We start from the raw sequence: 14,571 nt of genomic DNA, 5'->3' as shown, positions 1-14,571 counted from the left end.
CGGCTTGAGCGGCTGGACGGACCAACCGGGTACGCGCTGTGCGACGCGCGCATCTCGCAGAGTGCGGTGCTGCCGCGCGGGGGCTTCCCAGCGGCGTTCCCGCTGCTAGCGTTCCTGGCGAAGGACCGGTGGCCGCTCGCGGCCACCGGGGCGGAACCACCCCCCGCGTCCCGGACCCGGTCCACCGACTGGCCACCGCTTCGCCGAGCGGGATGGAGGCTGCTGTGCAGGACGCGGTAGAGCGCGCGATCGACACGATGTGGACCCGGTACCACGAGCCGTTGTCCCTGGCGGACATGGCGACCCCCGCGATACTGAGCAAGTTCTACTTCTCCAGGGTCTTCCGAGGGCTCACCGGCACCTCGCCGGGCCGCTTCCTGACCGCCATCCGGCTCAGCCGCGCCAAGCAGCTGCTGCTGGAGACCAGGCTCAGCGTCACCGAGATCTCCTACTCGGTCGGCTACAACAGCCTCGGCACGTTCACCAGCCGGTTCACCCGCAGCGTCGGCGTCTCACCGGCCCGCTACCGGGCGCTGTCCGCCGAGGGCCTGCTGTCGCTGTCCGCGCTGCCCAGGGCTCAGGCGAGCCCGGTCACCGGCGCGGTGCGCGGCTGGGTGGACGTGCCGGAGACCGGGCGCCCGGCGCGGGTGTACGTGGCCGCGTTCGCCGACCCGATCGCCCAGGGCGTGCCACGCGCCTGCGACACCGGCGACGGCTCGGGCCCGTACCGGTTCGACGCGCTGCCCGAGGGCGTCTGGTACCTGCGGGCCGCCGTGGTCGCGCTGGACGACCCCGAGCCCCGGCCGTGGCGGCAGGGCCCGGCGCTGGTCGCCGCAGCCGACCGGGTCGAGGTCGTCGCGGGCCGCACCACCGAGGTCGACCTGTCGACCAGGCCGACCCGCGTGCTGGACCTGCCGATCCTGCTGGCGCTGCCCGAGCTGGACAGCGCGGGTCTGGCCGTGGCCACCGGCTCCTGACGCGGCGGACCCGGAACGCCCAGGGGCGCTCCGGGTCCGCGAGTGCTCCGGCTCAGGGCAGCGGCGCCCACGAGCCGATCCGGCGCGCGGCGGCCGTGCTCGCCCACGACGTCAGCTCCACCAGCGCCCGGTCCTCCCCGTCGACCGCGCGGAACGCGGCCACGGCGGCGTCGTCCACCTGGTAGGCGGCCAGCGCGGTCAGCAGCGCCAACCGCCCCGCCGCCCGCTCGGCCGGGGGCAGCCCGGACACCGCGTCCTCGACCCACGCCCGGCTCACCCCCGGCGCCCGCCCGTCCCAGGCGGCCAGCCGCTCCAGCACCAGCTCCCGAGCCCCGACCGGCACCGACCGCCTGCCCGCCGCGTCCAGCGCCCCGGCCGCCCGCGCGAACGCGTCGGCCAGCACCGGGTCACCGCCCGCCCAGCCCAGGTCGGCGGGCAGGTCGGCCTCGGGCAGCAGGTCCAGCGACGCGCCCCGCACCGGCCCGCCGCGCTCGGCGGCCTTGATCAGCCGCACCAGCACCCGGCGCACCACCACCATCGACGCGGCGGGCGCGCCCGGCGGCAGCGGCAGCGGCCCCAGGAACAGGTTCACCACCCGGTTCAGGTGGTGCAGCACCACGGCCGTGCCGAGCACCTCGGGCGCCTGGTCGGCCGGGAACGGCGCGGGGACGGTCGACCCGGCGAACGCGGCGGCGGAGGCCCACTCGGCCGCCGCCGCCCACTCCGCGCCGACCGCGTCCACCTGGCCTGCGCCCGCACCGCCCGCATCACCGGCGTTCACACCGCTGGCGCTAATCCTGCCCGCGCCCGCATCACCCGCGTTCACGCCGCCGGCGCTGGTCCTGCCAGCGCCCGCGTCGCCTGGGTTCGCGCCGCCAGCGCCAGCGCCAGCGCCGACCGCGTTCACGCCGCTGGCGCCTGTGCCGCCCGCGTTCGCGCCGCCGAGGCTGGTCCTGCCCGCACCCGCGCCGCCCAGCTCCGCGCCGCCCGCGCCGGTCCGGCGCGCGCTCGCCCCGCCCCAGCCCCCGCCCCCCGACGCCCCGCGTCCCACCAGGTCGTCGAGCACCGACGAGTGCATGGTCACGCAGAACGGGCACCGGTTGGCCTCCGACACCGCCGTCGACACCGCCTCCTTCACCGCCCTCGGCGCCCGTCCGGGCACCAGCAGCGTCTCCCGCAGCACCAGCCACACGGCGGCCAGCACGTCGGGCGCGGGGGAGTGCAGCGCGACCGGCGGGGCGAGCACCCCGAAGTCGCGCTCCAGCTCCCGGTACACCCTGGCCACCAGCCCGTCCGCCGCGCCGTGCCGCACCGGCCGCACCCGGCGGACCTGCGCCGTGGACAACCCGCGCAGGCCCGCCGCCACCACACCCCGCAACACCATCGATCCCTCCACCGGGCTCAGGGCCGTCCGGTCACCGGACCGGCCGCACCCGCATCGGCAGCCCGCCGCGCACCCGCAGCGTCAGCATGGGTTCCGCGCGCACCCGGTGGCCGGGCGCGGTGCTCAGCCGCAGCTCCCTGGCCACGCACGCGGTCACGATCGTCGCCTCCAGCATCCCGAGCGCGCTGCCGACGCACACCCTGGGCCCGGCGCCGAACGGCAGGTAGGCGTAGCGGGGCCTGCCCGCCGCCCGCGCCGGGTCGAACCGCTCGGGGTCGAACCGGTCCGGGTCCTCCCACAGGCCGGGGTGCCGGTGCAGGGTGTACGGGCAGATCAGCACGTCCGCGCCCGCGGGCACCGGGTAGCCGCCGATCTCGTCGGCCTCCCGCGCCTGCCTGGGCAGCAGCCACACCGCCGGGTACAGCCGCATGACCTCCTGCAGCACCATCCCGGTGTACCGCAGCCGGTGCACGTCCTCGAACGTCGGCACCCGGTCGCCCAGCACCCCGACGGCCTCGGCGTGCACCCGCTCCCACACCTCGGGGTGCCGGTCCAGCAGGTGGAAGGTCCAGCTGAGCGTGCTGGCGGTCGTCTCGTGCCCGGCCAGCAGCAGCGTCACCAGCTCGTCGCGCATCCGCAGCCGCCCGGCCCGCTGGTCCGCGTCACCGCGCACCGACTCGACCAGCCGCGACAGCACGTCGTCCCCGTCCGGGCCGGGGATCGCGGCCCGCTCGGCGGCCAGCCGCGCCACCACCTGCTCCAGGTCGGCGCGCGCCCGCCGGAACCGCAGCTGCCTGGGCAGCGGCAACCACGTCGGCAGCGCGCTCAGCGTCATCATCTCGAACATCGCCTGGTCCTGGACCGCCTCGAACGAGGCGCCCACCGAGTCGAACGCGCCCAGGTCCGCGTCCAGCAGCGACCGGCCCAGCACGGCCAGCGTCAGCCCGGTCATCTCGGCGCTGACGTCCACCGGCCCGTCCCCGGCCCGCGCGCGCAGCCGCGCCACCAGCCGCACCGCCTCCTGGGCGATCGCGTCCGCCTTGCCGTTGACCCTGCGGGCCTGGAACACCGGCCCGATGGTGCGGCGCTGCGCCTTCCACTTCTCGCCCTCGCTGGTGAGCAGCCCGTCGCCCAGCGCGCGCCGGGCGTGCACCAGGCCGATGCCCTTGCGGTAGTTGGCGGCGTGGTCGGCGAGCACGTGCTTGGCGTGGTCGGGGTGGTTGAAGAAGTGCAGCGACTTCGGCCCCAGCCGCAACCGCACGGCGTCGCCGTACCGGGCGGCCACCGAGGTCATCACCTCCAGCCGGTCCCGCGCCATCCTGGCCAGCAGCGCAGGGGCCTGCCGCGCGGGCGGTCCGGGGAACTCGCGCACCGGCCGCACGGCGGTCACGCCGACACCCCCGCCCCGAACGCCGAGGCGATCCGCTGCCGCCACACCTCGTAGGCGGGCACGCCGGGCCGCTCGGGCAGCTCCGCCACCGGGCCCGGCCGGGTGCGGTCGCACAGCTCCTTGGCCTCGCGCGGGGTGATCCCGCAGAACACCCCGGTGGCGACCGAGGTGTGCGGCACCTCCAACCCGGCGTCCACCCGCGCGGTCGCGGCGAACGCGCTGCCCTGCGCCAGCTGCGGCGCCCAGTCACCGGCGCGCGCGGCGAACTCCCGCAGCTCCCCCTCGTCGCCGCCGCCCGCGTAGGTGGCGGCCAGCCCCGCGCCCGCGTACAGGTCGCCGCGCCGCGACTCGGCGAACGAGTCGATCAGGTCGGCCACCACCGCAGGGTCCGCGCCGCCGACGAACCACGACGCCCGGCCGATGCCCTGGTCGATCACGTGGTCGGCGTACCAGGACATCGGCCCGCCCGGCCAGGGGAACCGCGCCTCCCGGTACCGCTCGCGCACGTACCGCCCGGTGTGGAAGTACGCCTGGTGGAACCCGTAGCCGTCCAGCGCCAGCCAGCGCAGCAGCGGGTCGTCCAGCGCCATCCGCGACCACAGCGCGCGCGGCACCCGCGCCATCGCCCAGCCCGCGCCCACGTACACCATGTACGCGTGCGGCGCGCCCGCCCCGCTCAGGAACCGGGCGTTGCGCCCGCGCCTGCCCAGCGGCAGCGCGTCCCGGATCGCGAACGCCATGCCCGCGCCCTCGTACGCGAAACCCCGGTACGGCGCGGGAATCCCGTCCAGCGGCGCGGTCGCGTCCTCGGGCGCGCGGGCCTGCGCGGCGTGCCCGAAGCCCGCCAGGAAGCTGCCGCCCACGGTCTCCAGCAGCTCCCGCGCGGCCGGGTCCTTGTCGTGGAACCCGCGCACCGAGAGCCTCGTCTCGGACACGTCGGGGGTCAGGACTCGGCGCCGGAGCGCGCCCAGCGTGCTGCTCATCGATCGCTCCCCTCGCCCGGCCGCTCAGGCGCGGCTGACGGATCACCCGATCGTCACCGCGCGGGCCGGTCACCGCCTACTTCCAACGTGCGAAGTGCGCCACCGGCGGCGCGGAGCGCGGGCAACGCGCGAGTAGCAGCGCCGTTCGGCGCGGTGCGACTCTCGGCTCCCGGCGGGTGCGACCCGTGCCCGCACCCACTAGCCCAGAGGGATCACATGACGGCCCACTACAACGACATCATCGTCGGAGCGGGATCGGCGGGCTCGGTGCTCGCGGCCAGGCTCAGCGAGGACCCGGCCCGCCGGGTGCTGCTGCTGGAGGGCGGACCCGACCACGCCCGGCCGGACGAGCTGCCCGAGGAGGTCTTCCACGGCAGGTCCATGTCCTTCACCGGGCAGGACTGGGACTTCCGCGCCGACGTGCACGACGGCCGCCGCATCCGCTACCCGCGCGGCAAGCTCACCGGCGGCTCCTCGGCGGTCGGCGCCACGGTCGGGCTGCGCGGCGTGCCCGCCGACTACGACGACTGGGCGGCGGCGGGCAACCCCGCCTGGTCCTACCAGGGCGTGCTGCCCTACTTCCGGAAGCTGGAGAGCGACGGGGACTACGGCGAGAGCGAGTTCCACGGCGGCTCCGGCCCGATCCCCATCCGGCGCTGGAGCGCGGACGAGCTGCCCATCGGGCAGACCGCCTTCACCCAGTCCTGCCTGGAGAACGGGTTCGCCGAGGTCGCCGACCACAACCACCCGGAGGCCACCGGCGTCGGCTCCATCCCGTCCACCCGGCACGACCGGGACCGCAGGGCCACCACCGCCAGCACCTACCTCGCCCTGACCAGGGGAAGGGCCAACCTGGAGCTCGCACCCGGCCTGCTGGTCGACCGGGTGGTGTTCGAGGGGCAGCGGGCGGTCGGCGTGCTGGTCGGCGCGCCCGGCGCGGAACCGGAGCTGGTGCGCGGCGACCGGGTGCTGCTCGCGGCGGGCGCGATCGGCACGCCCGCGATCCTGCTGCGCTCGGGGATCGGCCCCGCCGAGGACCTGCGGCGGCTGGGCGTCGACGTGCGCGCCGACCTGCCCGGCGTCGGCGCGAACCTGGTCGACCACCAGCGCACCGGCGCGTTCCTGGTGCCCGAACCGGGCGCGGTGGACCGCACCGAGGCGTTCCTCCAGCAGATCCTGCGCACCACCTCGCCGGTCACCGGCGACTTCAACGACCTCCAGTACTACATGGTCAACCACTTCGGCCTCGGCCCGTTCCCCGAGCTCCAGATGCTCGCGGGCACCACCGAGATCCTGGGCGTGATGGTCGTGGCGCAGCGCCCCGGCTCGCGCGGCCGGGTCACCCTGGACTCCACCGACCCGCTCGCCGCCCCGGTCATCCGGCTGAACTTCCTGGACGACGAGCGCGAGATCGACGTGCTCGTGGACGGCGTGCGCACCGCGTGGCGGCTGGCCCACCACCCGGACATCCTCAAGCTGGGCCAGGGCTTCGTCGTGCTGCGCGACGCCATGATCGACAACGACGACATGGTGCGGCAGTACGTCAAGACCAGCCTGGAGAGCGCTTACCACCCGACCGGCACGGTCCGCATGGGACCGGCGTCCGACCCGTCGACCGCGGTGGACGAGCGGGGCGCGGTGCACGGCCTGGAGGCGCTGCACGTGTGCGACGCCTCGATCATGCCGAACACCGTGCGCGCCAACACCAACCTCACCTCCATCATGATCGGCGAGCGGATGGCCGACTGGCTGCGCACCGGCTGAGCCCGGCGCGGTCCGCCGCCGTTCCGGGGGCGGAGGAACCCCCGCCCCGCAAGCGAAAGCGGCTCCGGACCCGTGCGGGGGTCCGGAGCCGCTGCGCGCTCACCGGGTCACGGCTGCGGGAAGAACCGCTTCACGAACACCTCCCACGCCCGGTCGCCGAAGATCGCCCGCTGCGGCCCGAGCAGCCGCACCGGGATGCCCACCCGGTAGCGGATGCGCGGCCTGCGGTCGGTGATCGCCCGCTCCACCACCTTCGCCACCTGCCCCGAGCGCACCGACGTGCGCCCGCGCCCGGTCGGGTTCTCCACCTCCCGGTAGGCGCCGTGCCAGTCCACGAACCGCTGCCAGAAGTCCGCGTACAGGTCGCTGTCGGAGGACAGGCCCAGGTCGCCCACGGTGGTCGGCACGAACGAGCCCAGGATCGGCGACGGCTCGATCACCGCCACCTTGATGCCCCACGGCGCCACCTCCAGCCGCAGCGAGTCGCTGATGGCCTCCAGCGCGTGCTTGGTCGCCTGGTAGTAGCCCCGGCCGGGGGTGGCGAACAGCCCGAAGATCGAGGACATCATCACGATCCGCCCCGACCGCTGCTCCCGCATCCCCGGCAGCACCAGCTGCGTCATCCTGGACAGCCCGAAGAAGTTCGTCTCGAACTGCCTGCGCACCTGCTCCACCGGCGTCTCGCCGATCGTGCCGTTGAGGCTGTAGGCGGCGTTGTTCACCAGCACCCCGACCGCGCCGTGGTCCTCGGTGACCCGCTTGACCGCCGCGGCCATCGACGCCTCGTCGGTCACGTCCACCCGCAGCGTCGTGATCCCCTCGGCGGCCAGGTCCTGCAACCCGTCCGGGTTCCGGCCGGTCGCGTACACCGGGTGCCCGGCGCGGTGCAGCCGCAGCGCCGTCGCCCGGCCGGTGCCGGAGGACAGCCCGCCGCTGGAGTTGACCCCGGTGATCAGGACCGCCCGCGACGGGCTCACCGGTCACCGCCGCCCGGCGCCTGCTGCGACACCGGCTGCTGGGCCACGGGCTGCTGCGACACCCGGCTCGCGGCCACCGAGTAGCCGAGGCCCAGCCCGTCGACCATGCGCGTGATGAAGTTGAACATCGACGCGGTGAAGAACGCCTCCAGCAGCTCCTCCCGGCTCCACCCCGCCTCGCCCGCGACCAGCCAGTCCTCCTCGGTGATCTTGTACGCCTCCCGGCTGACCTTCGTCACCAGGCGCAGCAGCACCTTCGTGCGCTCGTCCACCGGCAGCTCCTCCACGCCGGAGGCCGTCTCCACCGCCTTCGCGGTCTCCTCCGGCCCGCCGAACGCGCGGAAGAAGAAGTTGTGCGTGCCCACGCAGTACGGGCACTGGTTCACCTTCGACGTCCACGCCGAGATCAGCTCGCGGGTCTGCCTCGGCAGCACCCCGCCCAGGTACATGCCCTTGTAGCCCGCGACCACCGCCTCCAGCAGGTCCGGCCGGGACGAGGTCAGCCGGAACATGTCGGGCACGAACGGCAGCCCGGTGGCCTGCTTGATCTCGGCGTACAGCTCGGCGACGCGGCCGGTGGCCTGCGCCTCCTCCACCATCGGGACTCGGACCTCGGTCGTTGCGTCCATTCTCGACTCACCTCTCAGCGGTGGAACCGGGGATACGGGGGGTGTTGCGGCGGCGCAGGACCGGGACCGCCTCGGCCTGGAAGTCGACCTCGGCGTCGAAGCCCTTCACCATGCCCTCCACGACCAGCAGCGACAGCAGCGGGAACGCGAACTCCGGGGCCGGGAACAGCCCGAACCGCCGCTGCAGGTCGAACAGCCTGCCCGCGAACCGGGCCAGGTCGAACTCGCCGGACAGCGCGCCGGAGCTCTCGGCGACCAGCTCGCGCAGCCCCGACCGGAAGCCCTCCAGGTCGCAGTCGTCGGCCACGTGCGCGGCGCTGTCCACGACGATCTGGGCGCACATCCAGCCGTCGCCCATCGCCATGTTGATGAAGAAGTCGGAGAACGACCGGCGCACCGCCTCGGGCAGCCGGATCACGAACCCGGCGTCCAGCACGACCAGCCCGGCGTCGCGGTCGAAGTACAGGTTTCCGGGGTGCAGGTCGCAGTGCACCACGCCGTCCACGAACAGCATCTCGTAGATCGCCGCCAGCACCGCCCGCACCACCGCGCGCCGGGTCGCCGCGTCCAGCTCGCCCGGCTCGAACCGGGTCAGCCCGTCCACGTACTCCATGACCACGATCTCCGGCGTGCACAGCCCCGGCAGCGGCTCGGGCACGCGGACGTTCCCGAACGCGGCCAGGTTCGCGCGCAACCGGGCCAGCGACTCGGCCTCCGCGGTGAAGTCGAGCTGCCGCAGGATGGCCCCGCCGACCTGGGCGTGCATCAGCGCGAACGGCATCCTGCGCAGCGCGGGCAGCCGCGCGGCCAGCGCCATCGCGGCGGAGGTGAGCGCGAAGTCCTGGCGCATCACCCGCGCGATGCCGGGCCTGCGCACCTTCACCGCGACGTCCCGGCCGTCCAGCGTGGTGGCCCGGTGGACGGTCGCGATGCTCCCGCACGCCACCGGTTCCCACTCGAACCCGGCGAACGGCCACTCCCGGTCCCGGTAGGCGCGCCGCACCGCCCGCCGCACCCGCCAGGCGCGCGGCGGGCGCGCGGCGTCGGTGAGCGTGGACAGCGGACCGGTGACCGCGTCGGGCAGCAGGTCGCGGCGGGTGCTCAGCAGCTGGCCGATCTTGATGTAGGACGGGCCGAGCGCGGTCAGCAGCCGCACCCACCGCCCGCCGTCGCGCAGCACCACCCCGCCGGGCGAGCCGCGCAACCGCGCCAGCAGCGCCGCGCCCGCCAGCGCGGCGGCGTGGCCCAGGACCACCGCGCCCACGCGGGCGCCGCGCAGCGCCAGACCGGGCAGTCGGACCAGGCGGCGTGCGGTGTTCGGCACGAGCGCCCCCTCTCCGTCGTGGGACCGGGTGGACCCGGCCGGGTGGACCGGTGTGCGACCTGGCCCGATCGTGCTGACCGGGGTGCGCGGACCACTACTCCCTGCGTGCCCCGAACACCGAGAACGGTGGGGCGACAGGGCTCTTGGACCCTGGACGGGCGCGCGGGGCGTGGCGAGGGCGTGATCGGGCAACCTCGGAGAGCCGCCGCCCGCCCGGCCGGGCCACCCTGGGACGCGGTCCGCAGCCGACGAGCGAGGGGTGAGCGATGGTCCGGGCACGTGCGCGCGGCGAGGCCGCCACCAGGGTCACCCCGGAGCGCTGGCGGCAGGCCAGGGCGGCGGTGCGGGACGCGGGGGAGCGGTTCGCCGCCCTCGTCGAGTCCGCGCCCGACCCGGCGGCGCGCGCGGTCGGCCGCTGGAGCGTCGCCGACACCGCCGCGCACGTCACCGCCATCGCGCTCAACAACACGGCGGTCGTCGCGGGCGGGACCAAGCCGTTCCCCATCCCGGAGGTGCGCCCCCACCTGCCCGCCACCACGCTCGCCACCCTCTCCGGCGGCATGAACGCGGTGCAGCTGGACGCCTTCGCCGAGCGCGACCCGGAACGGCTCGCCGCCCGGCTGCGCGAGGCGGTCGCCGAGGTGCTGGCCACCACCGAGCACGCCGACCCGACCACCGTCCTGCCCTGGCTCGGCGGCTCCCGGCTGCCGCTCGCGGGCCTGCTCGCGCACCTGAGCAACGAGCTGCTGGTGCACGGCTGGGACATCGCCCGCGCGTCCGGCGTCCCGTGGGAGCTGCCGGAGGAGCAGGCCGCGCTGTTCCTCGACCTGTTCCTGGTCGAGCTGACCAGGCACGGCCACGGCCGCCTGCTCGACGACTACCCGGATCCGCCCCGCCCGATCGCGGTCGGCTTCCACTCCACCCGCACCGAGCCCGTGACGATGGTGCTCGGCGCGGGCGTGGCGCGGGTGGAGGAGGGCGGCGGGCCGTGCGACGTGCACCTGCGGTTCCGGCCGTCCGCGCTGAACCTGGTGGTGTTCCACCGGATCGGCCGGGCCCGCGCCGCCCTCACCGGCGGGCTGCTGGTGTGGGGCAGGCGCCCGTGGCTGCTGGAGCCGTTCCTGCGGAAGGTGCGGATGCCCTGATCAGCCCGCCCACGGCGCGACCGGGTACCACGGGATGATCTCGCGGCGGGCCAGCAGCCGCACGTCCCAGTACAGGAACGTGAACACCCCGGCGGTGATCAGCGCGGCGGCCGTGATCGCGGCGGCGCGCGAGGGCTTCGCGGTCAGCCAGCGGTGCAGCCGCCCGCCGGTCAGCGCCGCCAGCGCCACGAACAGCACCGCCATCACCAGCACGTTCCCCAGCGACTGCAGGGTGAACGCCGCCGCGCCGTAGAACGGGTCGTGCCGCTCGGCCGCGTCCCGGAACATCTGCCGGAACAGCGGGAACGGGCGGCCGATCAGGAACGCGCCCACCAGCACGCCCATGAGCACCAGCGGGGCCTGCGGGAAGCGCCGGGAGACCCGGCGGAACGGGTCGCGGACGTAGCCGAGCGCGGACAGCCCCAGGTAGACCATCACCAGCCCGATCAGCCCGAACACCACCAGCGACTGCACGGCCCGCCCGTTCAGCACGCCCGGTTCGGTGGCGGCGGTGGAGAACTGCGGCATCCGGGTGCCGACCAGCCCGACCACCGCCCCGTACAGCGCCGACACCGGCACCATGCCCGCCGCCAGCCAGCCGAGCGGGGTGAGCGCGGCCCGCGCCCTGGCCCACCGCGACCCGTCCGCGCCGAGCATCGGGGCGACCGCGCTGAACGCGGCCACGTTGCACGCGGTGAACGTGCCCGCCAGTCCGCTGACGAACGCGAACAGCACCCCGGCCGCGATCCCGGCGATCGGGGTGGCCTTGGCGTCGTGGCCGAGCAGGGTGTTGGCCACGGTGTCGCCGATGGTGGAGTCCACGAAGTGCGCCGACCAGACCACGGTCAGCAGGAACCCGGCGACCGAGCTGAGCAGCAGCACCAGCCCGCGCCTGCGCGGGAAGTGCCCGTTGACGAACAGGGACGTGCCGGTGTCGGGAACCGGCGCGGGTGAGCGGTCTGCGGTGGGGCGCGCCATCTCGTCTCCTCGGGGAGCGGCAGGGGAGCGGTGCGGGGGCCGGGCGCGCTACAGCATCCCGGCGCGGTCGTCGGCGCGCTTCTCCCAGAGTGCGCACCCGACCCGAGTGCCGGGACGTCCCCCGGAAGGCGGCCAGGCGAAGAGGGCAGCCTGGGAGAAGCGCGGCAGGCGGGCCCGGAGCCATGCTGGTCGTCGGTGCGCGAACGAGGCGGGACGGACCCGCCCGGCGCGCACGGACGGCAACCCCCGGCGCCGACGCGCCGGGGACCGCACGAGGCGTGGCGCGGCGACCGGTGGGCCCTCGCCGCCCCCTCGGGCGGCGCGCAGGCCGGGGACGGACGCCCCCAGAGCCCGCTCCCCGGCCACGCGCGCCCGTCCACCGCGCCCACCACCCGATTCCGCCTGCCCGCCACCCCACCCGTCCACCCACGACCCGTCCGCGTGCGGCACCCGCTTGCGCGCCACCACTTGTCCGCCACCGCCCGCCCGCGTGCGGCGCCCGCTTGCGCGCCGCTACCTGTCCACCACCGCCCGTCCGCGTGCGGCACCCGCTTGCGCGCCACCACTTGTCCGCCACGGCCCGCCCGCGCGCACCACCCACCCGCGCGCCGCTACCTGTCCACCACCGCCCGTCCGCGTGCGGCACCCGCTTGCGCGCCACCACTTGTCCGCCACGACCCGTCCGCGTGCAGCACCCGCTCGCGCGCCACTACCTGTCTGCCACCGCCCGCCCGCGCGCACCACCCACCCGCGCCCCGCCGCCACCCACCCGCCAGCCGTCCTCGCCCGCCCGCTGCCGGTGCCCGACTGCCCGCTGCCGCCCGCCACCGGCCCACCCGCGTGCCCCCCCACCGACCGCCTGCCCGCCCACGCGCCACCGCCGCCCGCAACGCCCGCCGCCACTCGCCGCCGCACCCGGACCCCGCCGTCGCCGCCGCCCCGGCCACGCGCCACCCAACCCCCGAAAGGCGACCATGGACAGGACAGAGCTGCGGGTCGGACTGGTGGGCCACGGCTTCATGGGCGTGGTCCACTCGCACGCCTGGCAGGTGGTGAACCGGGCCTTCGACCTGCCGGTCCGCGCCCGCGCCGCCGTGCTCTGCGGACGCGACCCCGACCGCACCGCCGACGCCGCCCGCCGCCTCGGCTGGGACGGGCACGTCACCGACTGGCGCGACCTGGTGGCCCGCGACGACGTCGACGTGATCGACGTGTGCACCCCCGGCGACAGCCACGCCGAGATCGTCACGGCCGCCCTCGCCGCGGGCAAGCACGTGCTGTGCGAGAAACCCCTGTCCAACACCCTGGCCGAGGCGGACCTCATGGTCGACGCGGCCGAGGACGCCCGCGCGCGCGGCGTCCGGTCCGCGTGCGCCTACAACTACCGCCGCCTGCCCGCGATCGGCCAGCTGCGCGAGCTCGTGCATGCCGGTCGCCTCGGCGAGATCCGGCACGTGCGCGCCTCCTACCTCCAGGACTTCTTCGCCGACCCCGACGTCCCCCTGGTGTGGCGGATGGAGCGCGAGCGGGCCGGTTCCGGCGCGCTGGGCAACCTCGGCTCGCACGTGGTCGACCTGGTCCAGCACGTCACCGGCCTGCGCTTCACCGGCGTGAGCGCGCTGACCGAGACGTTCACCCGCCGCCGCGCGCTCCCGGACGGCACGGGCTCCGCCGAGGTCACCGTGGACGACGCCGCGCTGCTCACCGGCCGCCTGGGCAAGTCCGCGCTCGCCACCTGCGAGACCAGCTGGGCCGCCACCGGCCACCGCAACACCCTGCGCCTGGAGGTCGGCGGCACGCTCGGCGCCGCCGCCTTCGACCTGGACCGCCTCAACGAGCTGAGCTTCCACGACGCCACCGGCCCCCGCACCGAGCGCGGCTTCCGCCGGATCATGGTCACCGAGCCCGAGCACCCGCACGTCACCGGCTGGTGGCCGCCCGGCTGCGCGGTCGGCTTCGACCACCCGTTCACCCACGAGATCCGCGACTTCCTCGCCGCGATCGCCGACGACCGCGACCCCACCCCGTCCTTCGCCGATGCCCGGCAGGTGCAGGAAGTGCTCGACGCGGCCACGAGATCCGCCCGTTCCGACTCCACTTGGGCCAAGGTGTGACCCGGACCACCAGGGACCGCCACGGGGCGGTCCCGGAGGAGGACGGACGATGACCGACCCGGAGATCGTGACCCGCGAGCAGTGGCTGGCCGCCCGGCTGGAGCTCCTCGACCAGGAGAAGGAGCTGACCAGGCACCGCGACCGGGTCAACGAGGCCCGCCGCCGCCTGCCCATGGTCGAGGTCACCGAGGACTACCGGTTCGCGGGCCCGGACGGCGAGGCCACCCTGCTCGACCTGTTCGACGGCCGCCGCCAGCTGCTCGTGCACCACGTGATGTTCGGGCCCGACATGGACGCCGCCTGCCCGTCCTGCTCGTTCTGGCAGGACTGCGTCGGGGACCTCACCCACCTGCACGCCCGCGACACCACGCTCGTCGCGATCTCCCGCGCGCCGCTGCCCCGGCTCCAGGCCTACCGGGAGCGGATGGGCTGGCACGTGCCCTGGTACTCCTCCCACGGCAGCGCGTTCAACTACGACTACCACGTCAGCTTCGACGCCTCGATCGCCCCGGTCCAGTGGAACTACCGGGACTACGACGAGCTGGTGAGGCTCAACCCGGCCTGGGAGAACTGGAGCGGCGAGGAGCAGGGCGTCAGCGCGTTCCTGCGCCAGGGCGACCGGGTCTTCCACACCTACTCCTGCTACGGCAGGGGCGACGACCTGCTCAACACCACCTACAACTGGCTGGACCTGACCGCGCTCGGCCGCCAGGAGGGCTGGGAGAAGCCGGAGGGCCGGGGCTCCGGCCCGATCATGGGCTGGTTGCGCCGCCACGACGAGTACGACCCCGCCACGATCGCGGGCGCGCGGGACCGGGCCTAGCCCCGGACGCGGCGCCCCCGCTCGCGGCGGGCGCCGCCCGCGCCGAACCCCCAGCGCCGAACCCGACGCCGTCGCGCCCGGCG

Annotated in this window: 12 protein-coding genes; 5 read left to right on the top strand and 7 right to left on the bottom strand. The window is 75.4% G+C overall.

Annotation, left to right across the window (positions count from 1 at the left end; genetic code table 11):
• The first annotated feature begins 224 nt into the window (after window positions 1-224).
• Window positions 225-977: a helix-turn-helix transcriptional regulator gene (locus LV78_RS14825; RefSeq protein WP_253845854.1), complete on the top strand. Its 753-nt coding sequence runs from the start codon at window positions 225-227 to the stop codon at window positions 975-977.
• A 52-nt stretch (window positions 978-1,029) separates the two neighbouring features.
• Here LV78_RS14825 and LV78_RS14820 read toward each other — a convergent pair whose 3' ends face one another.
• From LV78_RS14820 to LV78_RS14810, 3 genes are read right to left on the bottom strand one after another with little or no spacing between them, the layout of a single operon-like run.
• Entirely contained in the window at window positions 1,030-2,361 is a 1,332-nt protein-coding gene (locus LV78_RS14820; protein ID WP_253845853.1) for a carboxymuconolactone decarboxylase family protein, read from the bottom strand.
• Window positions 2,362-2,392: 31 nt separating this feature from the next.
• A complete protein-coding gene (locus LV78_RS14815) occupies window positions 2,393-3,751 on the bottom strand; it encodes a cytochrome P450 (protein ID WP_253845852.1) in 1,359 nt (452 codons plus the stop codon).
• A complete protein-coding gene (locus LV78_RS14810) occupies window positions 3,748-4,734 on the bottom strand; it encodes a DUF1702 family protein (RefSeq protein ID WP_253845851.1) in 987 nt (328 codons plus the stop codon). The genes LV78_RS14815 and LV78_RS14810 overlap by 4 nt, the downstream gene beginning before the upstream one ends.
• A 216-nt stretch (window positions 4,735-4,950) precedes the next feature.
• Here LV78_RS14810 and LV78_RS14805 point away from each other — a divergent pair, with 216 nt between their 5' ends.
• Complete coding sequence (locus LV78_RS14805) at window positions 4,951-6,498, top strand: GMC family oxidoreductase (RefSeq protein WP_253845850.1); 1,548 nt, start codon at window positions 4,951-4,953, stop codon at window positions 6,496-6,498.
• Between the two features lie 107 nt (window positions 6,499-6,605).
• Here the strand turns inward: LV78_RS14805 and LV78_RS14800 are convergent, their stop codons facing one another.
• The 3 genes from LV78_RS14800 to LV78_RS14790 are packed head-to-tail and all read right to left on the bottom strand — an operon-like array spanning window position 6,606 to window position 9,428.
• Window positions 6,606-7,475 carry an SDR family NAD(P)-dependent oxidoreductase gene (locus LV78_RS14800; RefSeq protein ID WP_253845849.1) on the bottom strand — a complete coding sequence of 290 codons (870 nt, stop codon included), beginning with the start codon at window positions 7,473-7,475 and terminating at the stop codon, window positions 6,606-6,608.
• Entirely contained in the window at window positions 7,472-8,104 is a 633-nt protein-coding gene (locus LV78_RS14795) for a carboxymuconolactone decarboxylase family protein (protein WP_253845848.1), read from the bottom strand. Before LV78_RS14795 ends, LV78_RS14800 begins: the two co-directional genes overlap by 4 nt.
• A 7-nt stretch (window positions 8,105-8,111) precedes the next feature.
• Window positions 8,112-9,428, bottom strand: a complete 1,317-nt coding sequence (locus LV78_RS14790; RefSeq protein ID WP_253845847.1) for an ABC1 kinase family protein — start codon at window positions 9,426-9,428, stop codon at window positions 8,112-8,114.
• A gap of 266 nt (window positions 9,429-9,694) precedes the next feature.
• Between LV78_RS14790 and LV78_RS14785 the strand changes: the two genes are divergently transcribed.
• Window positions 9,695-10,573: a maleylpyruvate isomerase family mycothiol-dependent enzyme gene (locus LV78_RS14785; RefSeq protein WP_253845846.1), complete on the top strand. Its 879-nt coding sequence runs from the start codon at window positions 9,695-9,697 to the stop codon at window positions 10,571-10,573.
• On the opposite strand, the gene LV78_RS14780 is transcribed toward LV78_RS14785, so the two are convergent.
• Complete coding sequence (locus LV78_RS14780; protein ID WP_253845845.1) at window positions 10,574-11,551, bottom strand: hypothetical protein; 978 nt, start codon at window positions 11,549-11,551, stop codon at window positions 10,574-10,576.
• Between the two features lie 974 nt (window positions 11,552-12,525).
• Between LV78_RS14780 and LV78_RS14775 the strand changes: the two genes are divergently transcribed.
• Window positions 12,526-13,665 carry a Gfo/Idh/MocA family protein gene (locus LV78_RS14775; protein ID WP_253845844.1) on the top strand — a complete coding sequence of 380 codons (1,140 nt, stop codon included), beginning with the start codon at window positions 12,526-12,528 and terminating at the stop codon, window positions 13,663-13,665.
• A 49-nt stretch (window positions 13,666-13,714) separates the two neighbouring features.
• Complete coding sequence (locus LV78_RS14770) at window positions 13,715-14,488, top strand: DUF899 domain-containing protein (protein WP_253845843.1); 774 nt, start codon at window positions 13,715-13,717, stop codon at window positions 14,486-14,488.
• Window positions 14,489-14,571: the final 83 nt, after the last annotated feature.

The organism is Actinosynnema pretiosum, assembly GCF_024171695.1.
Taxonomy (GTDB): domain Bacteria; phylum Actinomycetota; class Actinomycetes; order Mycobacteriales; family Pseudonocardiaceae; genus Actinosynnema; species Actinosynnema pretiosum.
Note: the sequence above shows the minus strand (reverse complement) of the source record. Positions and strands in the feature narration are given on the sequence as shown.